This is a genomic window from Faecalibacterium sp. I2-3-92 (assembly GCF_023347315.1).
GTDB classification, from domain to species: Bacteria; Bacillota; Clostridia; order Oscillospirales; family Ruminococcaceae; genus Faecalibacterium; species Faecalibacterium duncaniae.
On record NZ_CP094470.1, the window covers coordinates 1,861,992 to 1,877,765 of the forward strand.

General features: G+C 60.0%; 12 protein-coding genes. 8 read left to right on the forward strand and 4 right to left on the reverse strand.

The genetic code is table 11. The features are described from left to right. The first annotated feature begins 14 nt into the window (after positions 1 to 14). Both MTP42_RS09040 and MTP42_RS09045 read left to right on the forward strand, forming a co-directional pair. Positions 15 to 3,053 carry a putative bifunctional diguanylate cyclase/phosphodiesterase gene (locus tag MTP42_RS09040; RefSeq protein WP_249257172.1) on the forward strand — a complete coding sequence of 1,013 codons (3,039 nt, stop codon included), beginning with the start codon at positions 15 to 17 and terminating at the stop codon, positions 3,051 to 3,053. A gap of 59 nt (positions 3,054 to 3,112) precedes the next feature. Further along, the gene (locus MTP42_RS09045) at positions 3,113 to 5,626 is read left to right on the forward strand and encodes an excinuclease ABC subunit UvrA (protein ID WP_249257173.1); all 2,514 of its coding nucleotides are present in this window, start codon (positions 3,113 to 3,115) and stop codon (positions 5,624 to 5,626) included. Between the two features lie 44 nt (positions 5,627 to 5,670). Here the strand turns inward: MTP42_RS09045 and MTP42_RS09050 are convergent, their stop codons facing one another. The 4 genes from MTP42_RS09050 to prfB form a co-directional block, all read right to left on the reverse strand. After that, on the reverse strand, positions 5,671 to 6,003 hold the full coding sequence (locus tag MTP42_RS09050) for a GNAT family N-acetyltransferase (RefSeq protein WP_249257174.1): 333 nt from the start codon (positions 6,001 to 6,003) through the stop codon (positions 5,671 to 5,673). 3 nt (positions 6,004 to 6,006) lie between these two features. Beyond that, positions 6,007 to 6,276: a hypothetical protein gene (locus MTP42_RS09055; RefSeq protein WP_249257175.1), complete on the reverse strand. Its 270-nt coding sequence runs from the start codon at positions 6,274 to 6,276 to the stop codon at positions 6,007 to 6,009. A gap of 200 nt (positions 6,277 to 6,476) precedes the next feature. After that, positions 6,477 to 7,418 (reverse strand): hypothetical protein, encoded by a 942-nt coding sequence (locus MTP42_RS09060; RefSeq protein WP_249257176.1) that lies wholly within the window; start codon positions 7,416 to 7,418, stop codon positions 6,477 to 6,479. Positions 7,419 to 7,568: 150 nt separating this feature from the next. Next, positions 7,569 to 8,690, reverse strand: coding sequence for a peptide chain release factor 2 (gene prfB / locus MTP42_RS09065; RefSeq protein ID WP_098925030.1), 1,122 nt, complete (start codon positions 8,688 to 8,690; stop codon positions 7,569 to 7,571). A gap of 178 nt (positions 8,691 to 8,868) precedes the next feature. On the opposite strand from prfB, the gene MTP42_RS09070 reads away from it, so the two are divergent. From MTP42_RS09070 to MTP42_RS09095, 6 genes are all read left to right on the forward strand, one after another. Beyond that, positions 8,869 to 9,852, forward strand: coding sequence for an RING finger protein (locus MTP42_RS09070; RefSeq protein ID WP_249257177.1), 984 nt, complete (start codon positions 8,869 to 8,871; stop codon positions 9,850 to 9,852). A gap of 40 nt (positions 9,853 to 9,892) precedes the next feature. Further along, positions 9,893 to 10,768, forward strand: coding sequence for a UTP--glucose-1-phosphate uridylyltransferase (locus MTP42_RS09075; protein ID WP_035393570.1), 876 nt, complete (start codon positions 9,893 to 9,895; stop codon positions 10,766 to 10,768). A 174-nt stretch (positions 10,769 to 10,942) separates the two neighbouring features. Continuing rightward, complete coding sequence (locus MTP42_RS09080) at positions 10,943 to 12,319, forward strand: MATE family efflux transporter (protein WP_249257178.1); 1,377 nt, start codon at positions 10,943 to 10,945, stop codon at positions 12,317 to 12,319. A 121-nt stretch (positions 12,320 to 12,440) separates the two neighbouring features. Then, positions 12,441 to 14,066, forward strand: a complete 1,626-nt coding sequence (locus tag MTP42_RS09085; protein ID WP_249257179.1) for a DUF5046 domain-containing protein — start codon at positions 12,441 to 12,443, stop codon at positions 14,064 to 14,066. A 12-nt stretch (positions 14,067 to 14,078) separates the two neighbouring features. Next, a complete protein-coding gene (locus MTP42_RS09090; protein ID WP_249257180.1) occupies positions 14,079 to 15,071 on the forward strand; it encodes a PstS family phosphate ABC transporter substrate-binding protein in 993 nt (330 codons plus the stop codon). A gap of 113 nt (positions 15,072 to 15,184) precedes the next feature. Next, complete coding sequence (locus tag MTP42_RS09095; protein WP_249257181.1) at positions 15,185 to 15,763, forward strand: transporter; 579 nt, start codon at positions 15,185 to 15,187, stop codon at positions 15,761 to 15,763. Positions 15,764 to 15,774 lie beyond the last annotated feature (11 nt).

A 15,774-nucleotide genomic window follows, 5' to 3' on the forward strand; every position in this document is an offset into this window, starting at 1 on the left:
GGAGAGACCCTCAGATGCAGAACCACAAGCCGCACAGTCAGAAGGCCCCTCAGACGGGCCATTCTATCTTCGGCACCATCCTTTTCTCCCTGCTGGCTGTGCTGGCGGTGGAGTTCCTGCTGCTGACCTTTGCCGTCCACGTCACCCGGCTTGGCCCCCAGCTGAACCAGAACGCCGAGGATATCCTTGCCATGCAGGTGGACAACCGCAGCCGGTATCTTCAGTCCATCTTCCACGATGCACAGGAGCTGACCAGCCTTTCCGATGCCATCAATGGCCTGACCCAGCAGCTTCTGGACGAGGGAGAGATCAGCCTGAGCACGCTGGACAGCAGCAGCGACGCGGCCTATCCCCTGCTGGAAGCCGCCGCGCCGGAGCTCATCAGCACCCTGCGCATCAAGTCGGTGACCGGCGTGTTCCTTATCCTGAACACCCATGATCTGGACAAGCGGAAGCAGGACAGCCTCATGCCCGCCATCTACCTGCGGGATCTTGACCCGGATGCCGCTCCCTCCCAGCGCAACGCCGACCTGACCTTTGTGCGGGCACCGGCCCAGCTGGTGCAGTCCCTCTCCATTGCCACGGACAACAGCTGGTCCCCCACCATCCGTTACCGGGCACTGGGAAACCGGGGCTTCCTTTATCCCCCTTTCCAGGCCGCCTATCAAGACGGAGCCAGCCTTGCCGCCTCCGATTATGGCCACTGGACCTCACAATCCTATCCGATGCCCGGGGACACCCACGAGGCCATTGCCTACAGCCAGCCCCTGATCCTGCCGGACGGCACCGTTTACGGCGTGATCGGCGTGGAACTGCTGGCCGACTACCTGTGGGAGAACCTGCCCTGCTCTGAGCTGCAGAACAACGGCACCTATTTCCTTGCCGTGACCGGTACGGAGGAGCTCTCTGCCTCTGAACTGCAGCTGCGTCCGGTGCTCCGTTCCCACTGCGACGGGCAGCCGGGTTCTGCGGACGAAAGCCTTACGCTGCGCCTCCACAGTGCCCAGACCCGCCGCTACCTCTTCAGCAATGACCTCTACATTGCCTCGGTCTCCCCCTTGAACCTCTACAGCCGGAATGCTCCTTTCTCGGGCGAGCACTGGCTTCTCGTGGGCTCTGTTCCCGCGGTGCAGCTCTTTGCTTTCGCCCAGCGGCTGCAGCAGCTGCTCTCCTTCATCATGCTGATCACGCTGGCCGTTGGCTTTGTTTGCAGCTGGCTGATCAGCAGGCGGCTGGCCCGGCCCGTTGCCAAGCTCTCGGCTGAGGTAGCCGCTGCCGAAGCGGATTCCTCAGCCATCCCGCATCTGTCCGCCACCGGCATCAGGGAGCTGGATCAGTTCTCCTCTGCCTTTACCCAGCTGAGCAAGGACGTGCTGGACTCCTCCACCCGCTTTTTGCGCATTATGAAATTGGCCAGCGCGGAGCTGGGCGGCTATGAGCTGCGTGATGACAGCGTTTATGTGACTGACAACTTCTTCTCCATGCTGGGCCTTGCACAGGAGCAGCCTGATCCGCTCACGCCAAAGGCTTTCCGCGCCCTGATGGGCACACTGGAGCAGCGGTGGTTCTACCGCCTGTCCCCGGCCAACAACAAGGTCTTTGCCATCCCCCAGCCCGACGGCAGCACCTACTACATCACCCTGCGTATCACCCATATCCTGGGCGAAAACGCCTCCGAGGTGGGTCTGGCTGAGGATATGACCACCACGGTGCTGGAGCAGCAGCGCATTGAGCACGAGCGCGATTACGATACCCTGACCGGCCTGTACCGCCGCCGTGCCTTTGACCGCGCCTGTGAAGCGCTGTTCCAGCAGCCCGAAAAGCTGGGCTGTGCCGCCCTGCTGATGATGGATCTGGACAACCTCAAGCAGATCAACGACACCTACGGCCACGACTGGGGCGACCAGTACATCCGCCAGACCGGCCAGTGCTTTGCGGCCAATACGCCCGCCAACACCATCTGCTCCCGCCTTTCGGGCGATGAGTTCCTGATCTTCTTCTATGGCTACCAGGATCGCAAGCAGCTCCGCGCCCAGCTGGAGCTGCTGAGTGCCGCCCTGCAGCGCAGCGTGTCCATCCTGCCCAACGGCAAGCAGCTGCACATCAGCATCTCGGGCGGCATTGCCTGGTACCCCACGGACGGCCACGACCTGCTCACCCTGAAAAAATATGCCGACTTTGCCATGTATCAGGTCAAGCATTCCCACAAGGGCCGCATGTGTGATTTTGATATCGGCAGCTACCATCAGGAGGCATACGCCGCCCAGACCCAGCAGGACTTTGAGCGCCTGCTGCAGGAGGAGCTGGTGTCCTACCACTTCCAGCCCATCTACTCTGCCCGCAGCGGCCGGGTCGCAGCCTACGAGGCCCTCATGCGGGTCGATCTGCCTACCCTGCACTCCCCCGCTCAGGTCATGCAGCTGGCCCATGAGACAGGCCGCCTGTATGAGATTGAGCGGATCACTGTGTTCCATTCCAGCGAGATCTTCCAGCGCATGCAGGCACAGGGCCTGCTCCAGAGCGATGCCCTGCTCTTCATCAACTCCATCGCCAATGTCAGCCTGACGGTTGAGGATGTGGAGGAATATGCTCAGCGCTACCCCGAGCTGCTCAAGCGGCTGGTGGTGGAGATCACCGAACAGGAAGATCTGGACCGCGCATGTCTGGAACGGAAGCGGAACGTTCCGGGCTTCTCCGGCTCCTTTGCGCTGGATGACTACGGCAGCGGCTACAGCAACGAATTGAACCTGCTGGAGCTCTCGCCCCGGTATATCAAGATCGACATTTCCATTGTGCGCGGGATCGATACCGACCGTGACAAGCAGCAGATCGTCTCCAACATTGTGGCTTACGCCCACGCCCGCAGTATGCAACTCATTGCCGAGGGCATTGAGACCGAGGCCCAGCTGCGCACCGTCATCGGTCTGGGCGTGGATCTGCTGCAGGGCTATTACCTCAGCCGCCCCGCCGCAGTGCCCGCCCCCATTGCACCGGCAGCCCAGGCGGTGATCGACCAGCTCGAACACCAGCGGTTCAATCCTCTCGGTTTATGATCTTTCCGGCTCCCCTGTGAGGGAGCCTTTTGTGACCCCATTCAGAGAAAGGAGACACGATGAACCACGAATCCAGTTCCGCTCTCCCCGCCGCCATCCGGGTGCGGGGCGCGCGGGTGCACAACCTGAAGAACATCGACGTAGACGTGCCGCTCCACAAGATCGTCGGCATTGCGGGCGTGTCCGGTTCCGGCAAGTCCTCACTGGCGCTGGGTGTCCTCTACGCCGAGGGCTCCCGCCGCTATCTGGAGGCCCTTTCCACCTACACCCGCCGCCGGATGACCCAGGCCGAAAAGGCGCAGGTGGACGAGATCCGCTATGTTCCCGCCGCACTGGCCCTCCACCAGCGGCCCGGCGTGCCCGGAATGCGCTCCACCTTTGGCACCATGACCGAGCTTTTGAACAGCCTGCGGCTGATGTTCTCCCGGCTCTCCCACTACCCCTGCCCCGCCTGCGGCTGCATGGTGCCGCCCAGCCTGAACATTGCGGCCGAGATCCCGCTCTACTGCCCCCGATGCGGCGCGCAGGTGCCGGTGCTGGGTGCGGAGCAGTTCGCCTTTAACAGCACCGGAGCCTGCCCAGACTGCGAGGGCACCGGCATCGTGCGGGTGGTGGACGAATCCACTCTGGTGCCGGACGAGAGCCTTTCCATCAACGAGGGCGCAGTGCTGCCCTGGCAGACCCTGATGTGGTCGCTGATGAAGGAGATCGCCGAAAAGATGGGCGTGCGCACCAACGTCCCCTTCCGGGAGCTGACCCCGGAAGAGCGCGACATGGTGTTCCACGGCCCCGCCAAAAAAGTGCACCTGCTCTACCAGAACAGCAAGACCGGCGCGGCGGGCGAAATGGATTTCACCTACTTCAACGCCGTTTATACCGTGGAGAACGCCCTTGCCAAGGTGACGGACGAAAAGGGCATGAAGCGGGTGGAGCGGTTCCTGAAGCAGGGCCCCTGCCCCGCGTGCGGCGGCTCCCGCCTGAACGCCGCGGCCCGGGCTCCCCGGCTGCGGGGCATCGGGCTGGCCGATGCCTGCCGCATGACGCTGGACACGCTGGTGCAGTGGGTGGAGGGGGTGCCTGCCTCCCTGCCCGTGGAGATGCGCCCCATGGCTGAGAGCATCTGCGAGTCCTTTCAGGCCACCGCTGCCCGCCTGCTGGATCTGGGGCTGGGCTACCTCTCCCTTGACCGGGAGGCTGCCACCCTTTCCACAGGGGAGCGCCAGCGGGTGCAGCTGGCCCGCTCGGTGCGCAACCGCACCACCGGCGTGCTCTATGTGCTGGACGAGCCCTCCATCGGCCTGCACCCCTCCAACATCGAGGGCCTGCGGGGCGTGATGCACGATCTGATCGCGGACGGCAACTCCATCGTGCTGGTGGATCACGACACCGAGATCCTGCGGGATGCCGACTGGCTCATTGAGATGGGCCCCGGTGCCGGTGAAAACGGCGGCACCATCCTGACACAGGGCACTGTGGAGCAGGTGGCCCAAAGCCCGGCCTCCCGCATCGGGCCCTTCCTTGCCGACCTGCACACCCTCTTGGCCCGCACCCGCACCCCGGAGGCGGAGCTCTTTGCGCTGGGCACCATCACCCTGCGCACCCGGGCCATCCACACCGTCAAGCCGCTGGAAGTCCGGCTGCCCAAGGGGCGGCTCATTGCGGTGACCGGCGTGTCCGGTTCCGGCAAGACCACGCTGGTGCTGGAAAGCCTGATCCCCGCGCTGGAGGCCGCCGCCAAGGGCGAAGCTCTGCCCGCCCATGTGGAAAGCATCACTGCACCGGGCATTGCGCAGGTCAAGCTCATTGACGCAACACCCATCGGCATCAACGTGCGGTCCACGGTGGCCACCTACGCCAATGTCCACGATGAGCTGCGCAAGATCTACGCCCGCTCTCCCCTTGCCAAGGAGAAGGGCTACAAGGCGGGCGATTTTTCCTACAACACGGGCCGCCTGCGCTGCCCCGGCTGCGACGGCACCGGCACCATCAGCCTGGACATCCAGTTTCTGCCGGATGTGGAGATCACCTGCCCGGACTGCGGCGGCTCCCGCTACCAGAAGGATGCCGCCGCCCTCTACCGCACCCGGAAGGACGGCACCCAGGCCGAGAGCCTGCCCCGCCTGATGGAGATGAGCGTGGACGAAGCCCTTGCCGCCTGTGCCGACCTCAAGCTGGTGGCCAGCCGACTGCAGACCCTTTCCAGCCTGGGGCTGGGCTACCTGACTCTGGGCGAGGCCACCCCCAGCCTTTCGGGCGGGGAGGCCCAGCGGCTCAAGCTCGCCAGCGAGATGGGCAAAGGGCAGGCTGACACCGTGTTTGTATTCGACGAGCCCACCATCGGCCTGCACCCGCTGGATGTGCGCACTCTGCTGGGCGTGTTCCAGCGTCTCATTGACAGCGGGGCCACTGTGGTGGTCATTGAGCACGATCTGGATGTGATCCGCAACGCCGACTATCTCGTGGACCTTGGCCCCGGCGGCGGCGAGAGCGGCGGACGCATCGTGGCCTGCGGCACACCGGAGCAGGTGGCCGCTGATCCCGCCAGCATCACCGGAAAATATCTGCACCTGTAACCAAAAGAGGGAGAGCCCCGCAAGGAGCTCTCCCTCTTACTATTTTATTCTGCCTTTTTCGGGTAGCGGACGAGGTCATACAGCGTGCCGCCCGGCCCCAGGTCGCGCGTACCGTAAAGTTTCATGCCCAGGTGGACATACTTATCGCACTTGGATTTTGCATCGGTGTCCAGCACCACGGGAATGCCCAGCCGGTCGCCTTCGGCAAAGGCAAGATCCATGACCTTGCGCATATAGCCCTGCCCCTGATAAGCTTCCAGCACGCAGACCATGCCCACATAGATGCAGGGCTTTTTCTCCTTATTCAGCACATCTTCCAACGAGGGCCCGGCCTTGGAGAGCATTCGTGCAAAGTGAAACAGCTCCCCCAGGCTCATGGATTACAGCATCCCCCGCAGCAGGATCCGCGCCGCCTTGAAACTGACCTTCTGCCCCGGCAGCTTGTAGGCAATGTAGCCCTCGCCACGCTCACTGGTGGTGTGCAGAAAGCCGTCTGTCAGCACGCACCGCACAAAGCCGCAGATGTAGGTCACAACCGCTTCCTTGTCACGGAACCAGCTGGCCATGCCCTTTTCTTCGCCGTAATCATAATAGCCAAAGGCGTGGCCAATGTCCTGGATGTGCTGCTCACTGATCTCTTTTACCAGCATAAACTTCCTCCTCATTTCTCCCTGCACCCGGGCTTTTCCGCAGAGCTGAGTACGAGTTATATAAAACTAACTGAAGTATAGCATAGCTGTGAAGCGACTGCAAGGTAGGGTCGCGTTTTCTCGTGAGTAAAAAGACCCCCGGAAAGAACAGCCTTTTGCGCCTCTGTTCTTCCCAGGGGTTATAATTATACTTTTTTGTATCAGACTGCAACTCGACCTTCAGCCCTGCCCTGCGAAATATAATGCTCGTAGTATTTTACGTTGTCATCGCCAAACACTGCCACCAAATCAGGGTTGTTCGCCTTATAGGCGCTTAGGTTGAATCCCGCGCTTCCCTGTCGGCCTTCCTTCATGCCGCTGGTAACAAAGTGCTCGAACAAGGCTTTCTGGTTTGCGCCATACTGTGCCGCCAAATCCGGATTGCAGTTAAGGTAATCCTGATAATTGTAAACGGCCTGATACTGGGCTAGTTGCTGGGCAAAAGGAGGATTTTGAAGCTGCATTCCCCGATACACAGACTCCGGATTATTGACCACTTCCGTACTTCCATCCATATAGGTTATAACAGCTTTATCAACTTTGATGGAATAAATGACCGTTCCATACCACCCACTGTAATCAAATCCGCACCATCTATCCGACATTGCATTTTGGATTTCGTTCTCAGTTAAATATGTACAGCTATAGATATTGTCCAAGTCTGGCTGAACAAAAAAATTCCCATACGAATCCTGATATACTTTTCGCAAGTCATCATTTCCTATTGATACAAAGTAATCTGTTTCTCTATAAAGCTTAAAAGGACAGTCATCCGGAACTCCATATTTTACGTTTAAATCGTAATATGGCTCTCTCCGAACCTCAAACGGCTGATCAGGTCCAACCGATGTTAATTTGTTTGTTGCCGCGCCCGGAATCTTATCTCCAACGCGATTATATGCTGTTGTATACCAATCCACATACTTAATTGCTTTATTGGAATTATTGCGATAATACAGTGTTGGGGAATGGACATAGGTATTCCCCCATGTTACTCGCATCGTTATAAGTTCTACGCTGGGCTTCACCGCAAAGGCCGAAAGGCAAAAGAACGTACACAGCATCAACGCTGTACAAAAAAGAGCGGTTGCTTTCTTTTTCATTACAATTCCTCCTTTTTTACGATTCATGACTTCTTTTGATTCCAGTATACAATCTTTCCATATATTGTCAAGAGAGAAAATGCTTTCCGTCAGCAAAAAAGAGGAGCCCCGCCGTTTAGCGAAGCCCCTCTGAAAAGTGCATCTTAAATTTTAGGTATCCTGCAGTTCCCCGCGGCTGGCGGCCTTGAGGTAAGCAAAGATGAAGCCGTCCAGATCACCATCCATCACGGCATCGACATTGCCGGTCTCGTAGTTGGTGCGGTGATCCTTGACCATGGTGTAGGGCATGAACACATAGCTGCGGATCTGGTGGCCCCAGGCGATCTCATTCTGCACGCCCTTGATGTCGTCGATCTTGTCCATGTGCTGCTGCTTTGCGATCTGATAGAGCTTTGCCTTCAGCATTTCCATGGCGTAGTCACGGTTCTGGAACTGGCTGCGCTGGGTCTGGCAGCTGACCACGACGCCGGTGGGCTTGTGGATCAGTCGGACAGCGGAAGAGGTCTTGTTGATGTGCTGGCCGCCTGCACCGGAGGAGCGGAACACCTGCATCTCGATGTCCTCGGGGCGGATGTCCACCTGAATGGTGTTGTCCAGTTCGGGCATCACTTCCAGAGAGGCAAAGCTGGTCTGGCGGCGGGCGTTGGCATCAAAGGGAGACACGCGGACCAGACGGTGCACGCCGTTCTCGCTTTTCAGCAGGCCGTAGGCGTTGGGGCCCTTGACCATCATGGAAGCGCTCTTCATGCCGGCCTCATCGCCGTCCTGATAATCCAGCACCTCCACGGTCATGCCGTGTGCCTGTGCCCACTTGTTGTACATGCGGTAGAGCATCTCGGCCCAGTCCTGTGCCTCGGTGCCGCCGGTACCGGCGTGGAAGGTCAGGATAGCGTTGCTGTGGTCGTACTCACCGTTCAGCATGGTCATCAGCTGCAGCTCGTCCACGGCCTTGCCCACGGCGTTCACGGCTTCCTCTGCTTCGGGCACCATATCGGGGTCGTACTCCTCGTCCAGCATCACCAGCATGGTCTCGGCATCATCGTACAGGCCCTGCAGCTTTTCAAAGCGGTTCAGCTTGCCCTTCAGGTCGCCCACTTCATCAAAGACCTTCTTGCTCAGCTCAGCGTCATCGTAAAAGCCGGGGCGGCTCATGGTGTGCTCCAGCTCCTGCACGCGCTTGCGGGAAGCGTCGATGGCCAGCGCCTCCTCCAGGTCCTTCACAGCGGTGCCGTAATCGGCCAGCTGCACTTTCAGTTCGTCAGTAGTAATCATATTTTAAGAATCCCTCAAAAGATACAGTTTATACACAGATACTTCATTAGTATACCCAGAATCCATGATAAAGTAAAGAGGAAAAATACTCAACCTACTGGAATTTTGAAGATTTTTGCCTTTTCTTTTCTCTTTTAAGGGAGTATAATAAGTTCAACTAGCATACTGGGAGGATCTTATGCCCAAATATTATGGCTGCCCCTGTGAGGGCTGCGGCAAGCCGCTGACACTGCAGGACGACATCGTTGTCTGCCCCGACTGCGGCGCGCCTTATCACCGCGATTGTTATGAAAAGCTCGGCCGCTGCATCCATGCCCCGGCCCACGCCGCCGGATACGAGTGGAAGTTCCCTTATCAGGAAAGTGAGCTGTGCACCTGCCCTGCCTGCGGCGAGCGCACCCTGCGCAGTGAGTCTGTCTGCCGCTGCTGCGGTGCGGCCCTGCCTCCGGAGGGGGCAGAGGAACCCGCAGACCGTGCCGATTCGGATGAGCACAGCGAGGAGTTTGATTACTCCACCTTTTACCGCCAGTTCCAGGAGACCGGCGCCCCGCAGGTAGACCCGCTGCGCCAGACCTATCAGGCGGCTTTTGGCAAGGAAGAGGTCATGGACGGCATCCCCTGCAAGGACTGGGCGGATTTCATCGGCCCGGCCTCCCCTGCCTACCTGAGCGCCTACTGCCGGATGCAGCTGTCCCACACCAAGACCTCCATGAGCTTTTCGGCCATGCTGTTCGGCCCGTTCTATTTCTTCTACCGCAAGGCGTGGAAGCCCGCGTTCGCCTTTCTGGCCGCCGAGCTGGTGCTGGCCCTGCCCACCTTCATTGACCTTTTGCAGATCACGGACAGCAGCCTGGCCCCGGGGCTTTCCACCTCCACCCTGCTCACCCTTTCCCGGGTCTGCTCGGTGCTCAGCTTTCTGCTGATGATCGTGCGCGGCCTGTATGGCAAGTGGCTCTACCGCCAGAGTGCCGCCGAGAAGATCCGCCGCATCCGCGCGGAGTTCCCGGACGCGGCACAGCGCAAAGCCGTGCTCTGCGCTCAGGGCGGTACCAGCTGGGCTGCCGTGCTCGGCTGTCTGGTCCTGCTCATGGTCATCGGCAGCGCGTTCACCCTGCTGCTTGGCCCCAATGTGGATGCCCTGATCCATCTGGTCTACGGCTGAGCGTTCAGCCTGAAATGATATGATGAAGGAGTTCCGAACCATGAAAAAAGTTACGAAGGCTGTCATCCCTGCCGCCGGTCTGGGCACCCGTGTGCTGCCTGCCACCAAGGCCATGCCCAAGGGAATGCTCCCCATCGTGGATAAGCCCGCCATCCAGTATCTGGTGGAGGAAGCCGTCAAGTCCGGCATCACGGACATTCTGATCATTCTGGGCCGCAACCAGAGCATCATCGAGGATCACTTTGACCGCAGCCCAGAGCTGGAAGAAAAGCTGGCCGCCCCCGGCAAGGAAAAGATGCTGGAGGAGTGCCTGGGCATTTCGAACCTTGCCAACATCTTCTTTGTGCGCCAGAAGCAGACGCTGGGCCTGGGCCACGCCGTGAGCATGGCAAAGGCCTTTACCGGTGACGATCCGTTCGTGGTCATCTACGGCGACGACGTGATCTGGGGCGAGGACCCTGTCTGCGCCCAGCTCATCCGCGCCTATGAGGAGTTCGGCCGCCCGGCTGCCGGTGTCTCCGCTGTGCCCTGGGCTGATGTGAGCCGCTACTGCAGCCTGAAGACCACCCCCATCCACGACAACTATTTCTTTGTGGATGACATGATCGAGAAGCCCAAGAAGGGCCAGGAGTTCAGCAACTACTCCATTCTGGGCCGTGTGCTGCTGACCCCTGAGATCTACGATATCCTCGCCCACACCAAACCCGGTGCAGGCGGCGAGATCCAGCTGACCGATGCCATGGCCGAGTATGCCCGCAACTGCGGCGGCATGACCGCTGTGGAGTTCACCGGCACCCACTACGACATGGGCAACAAGCTCCGCGTGGTGGAGGCTCAGGTGGAGCTGGCATTGCAGCACCCCGAGATCGGCGAGGCTTTCCGTGCCTACCTGAAGGAGTTCTGCAAGACCCTGTAATATTCCGCTTCTTTTCCATGACCCAAGACCGCTCTGCCGCCGGGCAGGGCGGTCTTTTGCTGCAATAACCCCGGCAGGGAATTGGTTGATACAAAACAGTTCCTGCGGTATACTGGGTGCGAATATTTTTTTTTTTTTGTAAAGATCGTGTCAAAGAGAAAGCGAGGTTTTTTCATGGCAAATGCCGACCGCAGCGCGGAGCAGTTCCGTAAAATGACGGAGACCCCCATCCCGAAATTGATCCTGAGTCTGGCGGCTCCCACGATATTGAGCATGCTCATCACCAGCATCTATAATCTGGCCGATACCTTTTTTGTGGGCCAGATCTCCACCAGCGCATCCGGTGCAGTGGGCATCGTTTCCAGCCTGATGGCCATTCTCCAGGCGCTGGGCTTCATGCTGGGCCACGGCTCCGGCAGCATCATCAGCCGCAGCCTGGGCAGCCAGAACACCGATGCCGCCACCCGGTTTGCTTCCACCAGCTTCTTCACGGCGCTGGTGTTCGGCGGCATCATCACAGCGGCAGGCCTGCTCACCCTGCCCGATTTTATGATGCTGCTGGGCAGCACCGAGACCATTCTGCCCCATGCCTGTGCCTACGCGCGGTACATCCTGCTGGCCGCTCCCATTATGATGTCCAGTCTGGTGATGAACAACATCCTGCGCTATGAGGGCAAGGCTAGCTTTGCCATGATCGGCCTGGTCACCGGCGGCCTGCTGAACATTGCGCTGGACCCGCTGTTCATCTTTGGGCTGGGCATGGGCACCGCCGGTGCGGGCCTTGCCACGGCCCTGAGCCAGACCATCAGCTTCTGCATCCTGCTGTCCATGTTCCTGCGGGGCAAAACGGTCAGCCAGTTCCGGATCACGGCAGTCACCCACAGCCCGGCGGAGTTCGGCACCATCCTGATGACCGGTATGCCCAGCTTTGGCCGTCAGGGCCTGAACAGCATTGGCGGAATGCTGCTGAACATCGCCGCCCGCGGCTATGGCGACGCTGCCGTGGCCGGCATGAGCATCGTTTCCCGCATCTTCATGTTCATCATCTCGGTGGCCATCGGCACCGGTCAGGGTTTTCAGCCGGTGGCAGGCTTCAACTATGGTGCCAGAAAGTACCGCCGGGTGCAGCAGGCCTGCCTGTTTACCATGGCGGCAAGCTTCTGCTTCCTCTCTGTCATTCTTACCGTCTGCTGGTTCAATGCCGAGACCCTCATCCGCCTTTTCCGTGATGATCCCGAAGTCACCGCCGTGGCCCTGCCCGCCTTCCGCTTCCAGTGCTTTGCCATGCTGCTGCAGCCCGTGATCGTGGCGGGCAACATGCTGTTCCAGTCCATCGGCAAATCGGGCCGGGCCACCTTTCTGGCCTGCTGCCGTCAGGGCGTGTTCTTCATCCCACTCATCCTCACCCTGCCCCGGGCCTTTGGGCTGCTGGGTGTTGAGATCTGCCAGCCCATCGCCGATGTGCTGACTTTCTTTGTCACCGTGCCCTTCCTCTTCCCCTTCCTGCGCCAGCTGGTGCGGATGGACGAAGCCGAGGCTGCCGAGGTCTGAGCGAACCCTGTAACAAAACTGTAACCATGACCGGACGTTCGATTGCAATTGAACGTCCGGTTTATTCGTATTATAATCAGGATAGGAAAGTTAAATTCTGCCAAACCTGTGAGGTACGCTTATGAAACGTTCTGTTCTCCGCATCGGCTGTGCAGTGCTCAGCCTGTCTGCCGCGGCAGGGCTGCTGGCCTCCTGCTCCCTGCTGCCTCCGGCCTCGCCCCTGCCCGATTCCAAGCCCGCGCAGGCTGAGGAAGCGCCCGGCCCCGCTGCCGCTTCGCTGGACGACGGCAAGCTGCGCATCCTGTACAGCAACGGCTCCAACGGCGGCAACACCGTGCTCTGCGGCAATACCGTGTTGTATCAGGCCGCCAGCAGCGAGACCGTGTATCTGGTGCCGGATACCCTGACCGGCACCGTGCGGTACTATCTGCGGCAGTGGTCGGACCCCGGCACCCCCACCGGGCGGGCAACCGCCCTGTGTGACCGCAGCGGCAGGGAGATCCTGACCTTTGACCGTGCCTACGATGCTGTCCTGACCGGCAGCCTGCTGGTCCTGACCGCACCGGAACAGATGGCCTATGCCCCCTGCAACAACCACGCCGCAGGCGATTGCCGGGTGATCGACCTTGCCACGGGCGAGGAGCTGGCTGTGCCCGAAAACGCCTACGGATGCAGCATAGCAGGCAGCTATCTGGCCTTTGAAGTCTGCAATGTCCCGGCAGACTATGTGCAGGAAAACGAATGGGGCGATGATCTGACCGCCTACTGCGCCGTGCAGGTGCAGGATCGGCAGGGCGAGGTGGTCTATCAGGCAGAGTTGTCCGCCCTTTCCAGCTTCTATGCCAGCAGCAGCGACAGCTCCGCCCCCACCGACTGGCTGGTGGTGAGCCACTACAATGAGGATGGCACGACGGGTGCCGACAGCCTGTACAACCCCACCACCGGCGAGGAGCTGACCGGTTACCAGCAGTACACCGGTGCAGGCACGGTCAGCCTGTATCACGATGGCAGATATCAGCTGGTGGATCTGGTCAGCACGGAGCAAAGCGCTGTGCTCTGCGAATACGACCAGCCCATCCGGTATTATGTGCCCGGCGCAGCAATCACGGAGCCAGATGCCTCCACCCCCGAAATGGCGGGGCGGTATCTGTTCCACGACCTGCTCACCGGCGAGGAGAAAGACCTCTACGATGCCAATACGGATGATGCCACATTGGCCATCTATGCCGTAGACGGCACCGTACGGGTGTTCGACCGGCAGACCGGCGTGCTGCTGACCGACACCGCCATCGACCCGGTGGAGAACCAAGTGCGGGCCCATATCTATGCCGAAAACGGCTGGGTCTGGGTCGCGCAGGACGACAACGACAACTATGTGAACACGGCCATCCAGATCTGTGGGCCGGACGGCACCCACAAAACGCTGGATCCCCGCACGCTGGAAGAAACCTACACCCATTATTATCCCCTGTTTTCCACAGCCGATGGACTCTATTTCTACGGCTGCTGCAACGGCCCCGGCAGCAGCTGGCTGTATGACATCCTGGACAGCGACGGCAATGTCGTCGTGGGCGGGCTGCGCAGCTGCAGCACCTATTATGCCGACAGAGCCAACGGCCTGCCCGAGGGTGTGTTTGCCGCCAGCAAGGGCTTTTCTTACGGCTGGATGGACCTGACCGGCCAGTGGCTCTACGCCGAGAGCATCTTCGCTTCCAGCAACGACGAAATGGACAACGGTTTCTTCTAAGGAGGTTTTTCCATGCGTACTGTCAAAATTTCCCGCCGCGCGTTCCTGACCGGTCTGGGTCTGGCATCCACCGCAGCCCTGCTCTCCGCCTGCAACACCGTGCCTGCCTCCTCTAATTCGGGGGCGGCACCGTCTCAGCCTGATTCTGAGGCCCCTGCCTCTTCTGCCGCCAGTGAAGTGCCCGCACAGCCCATCCTGAGCGTGGATGAATTTCCCATCACGGATGGCAGCACGGCCTGCATCCCGCTGATCGCGCAGATCATGGCCGACACCACCGGGCTGGATCTGGAGACCGCCCGGAGCGCCGTGACCACCAACACCACGGCCCAGGCCTGGCGCAACTTGGGCCTGTACGGCAACAATTACGGCGATTCGGTCAAGCTCATCATCGCCTACGAGGCCCCGGAATCCGTCAAGGAGGAGCTGAAGGCAGACGGTGACCCGCTGGAGCAGAAGGCCATTGGCCGGGACGCGCTGGTGTTCATCGTCAACGAGGACAACCCTGTGCAGAGCCTGACCCGGCAGCAGCTCAAGGACATCTATGCCGGAACGATCACCAACTGGAAAGATGTGGGCGGCAAGGATCAGGAGATCATTGCATTCCAGCGGCGGGCAGACTCCGGCAGCCAGACCCTGTTCCAGAAGCTATTGATCCAGGACGGCCCGCTGATGGAGGCCCCCACCGAGCTGGCCCCCACCGCCATGGGCGAGCTGGTGGACAGCATTGCAGAGTATAACAACTCTGCCAACGCCATCGGTTTCTCGGTCTACTACTACATCGACCAGATGTACTCCAAGCCCGGTCTGCGGCTGCTGGCCGTGGATGGCGTGACCCCTTCCAACGAGACGATCGCCGACCAGAGCTACCCGCTGTGCAACGAGTTCTATGCCGCCATCCTGCAGGATTCCGCTGCCGACAGCCCGGAACGCAGGATCTACGAGTGGCTCTCCACCGATGCAGGCCGTTCCTGCATTGAGCACTCCGGCTATGTGGCCGTCCAGTAATTCCCAGAAAATTCGGCACATTTCATTGACTTTGCTCAAATCCTTTGCTAGACTTAAGAAAAGTTTGTCAGCTTTTTTCGTTTCACGATCTTGAGCAAAGGAGATGCCGCATCATGTCCCATCCTTCCGACACCCCGCACTCCTCCCATGTTGAGAGCCGCAGCCGCAAGGCACTGCGCAGCTATATCATTCAGGCCGCCACCCTGCTGGAGATTGTGCTGTCCGGGCTGGTGCTCATCGGCCTGCTGCTCAGCTTCATTCCCCTGCTCAAGTGGATGCCGGGCCTGCTGTTCGATGGCAACGATGTAGAGATTCGCGGCTTCCTTGAGCGGGCGCTGGACATCGTCATCGGCGTGGAGTTCATCAAGATGCTGGCCAAGCACAGCCCCGGCAGCAGCCTGGAAGTGCTGCTCTACGCCATTGCCCGCCACATGGTGGTCGGGCACGAATCGGCTCTGGATAACCTCATCAGCGTGGGTGCCATTGCGTTGATCTTTGTCGTGCGCAAGTTCTTCTTTGTGCCGGCCTTTGGTGCCCACCTGCCTGATGGCAAGCCCGCCCCGGACCTGACCCCCAACCAGAGCGGCATCCCCGCCGAGGAGTTCCGCACCCGCCTGCGCCAGCGCATCCATGCAGAAGCTCTCGCCGACGAAGAGGACGACGACGAGGATGATGAGACCGAGGAAGTGTAAGATTCCCGAAC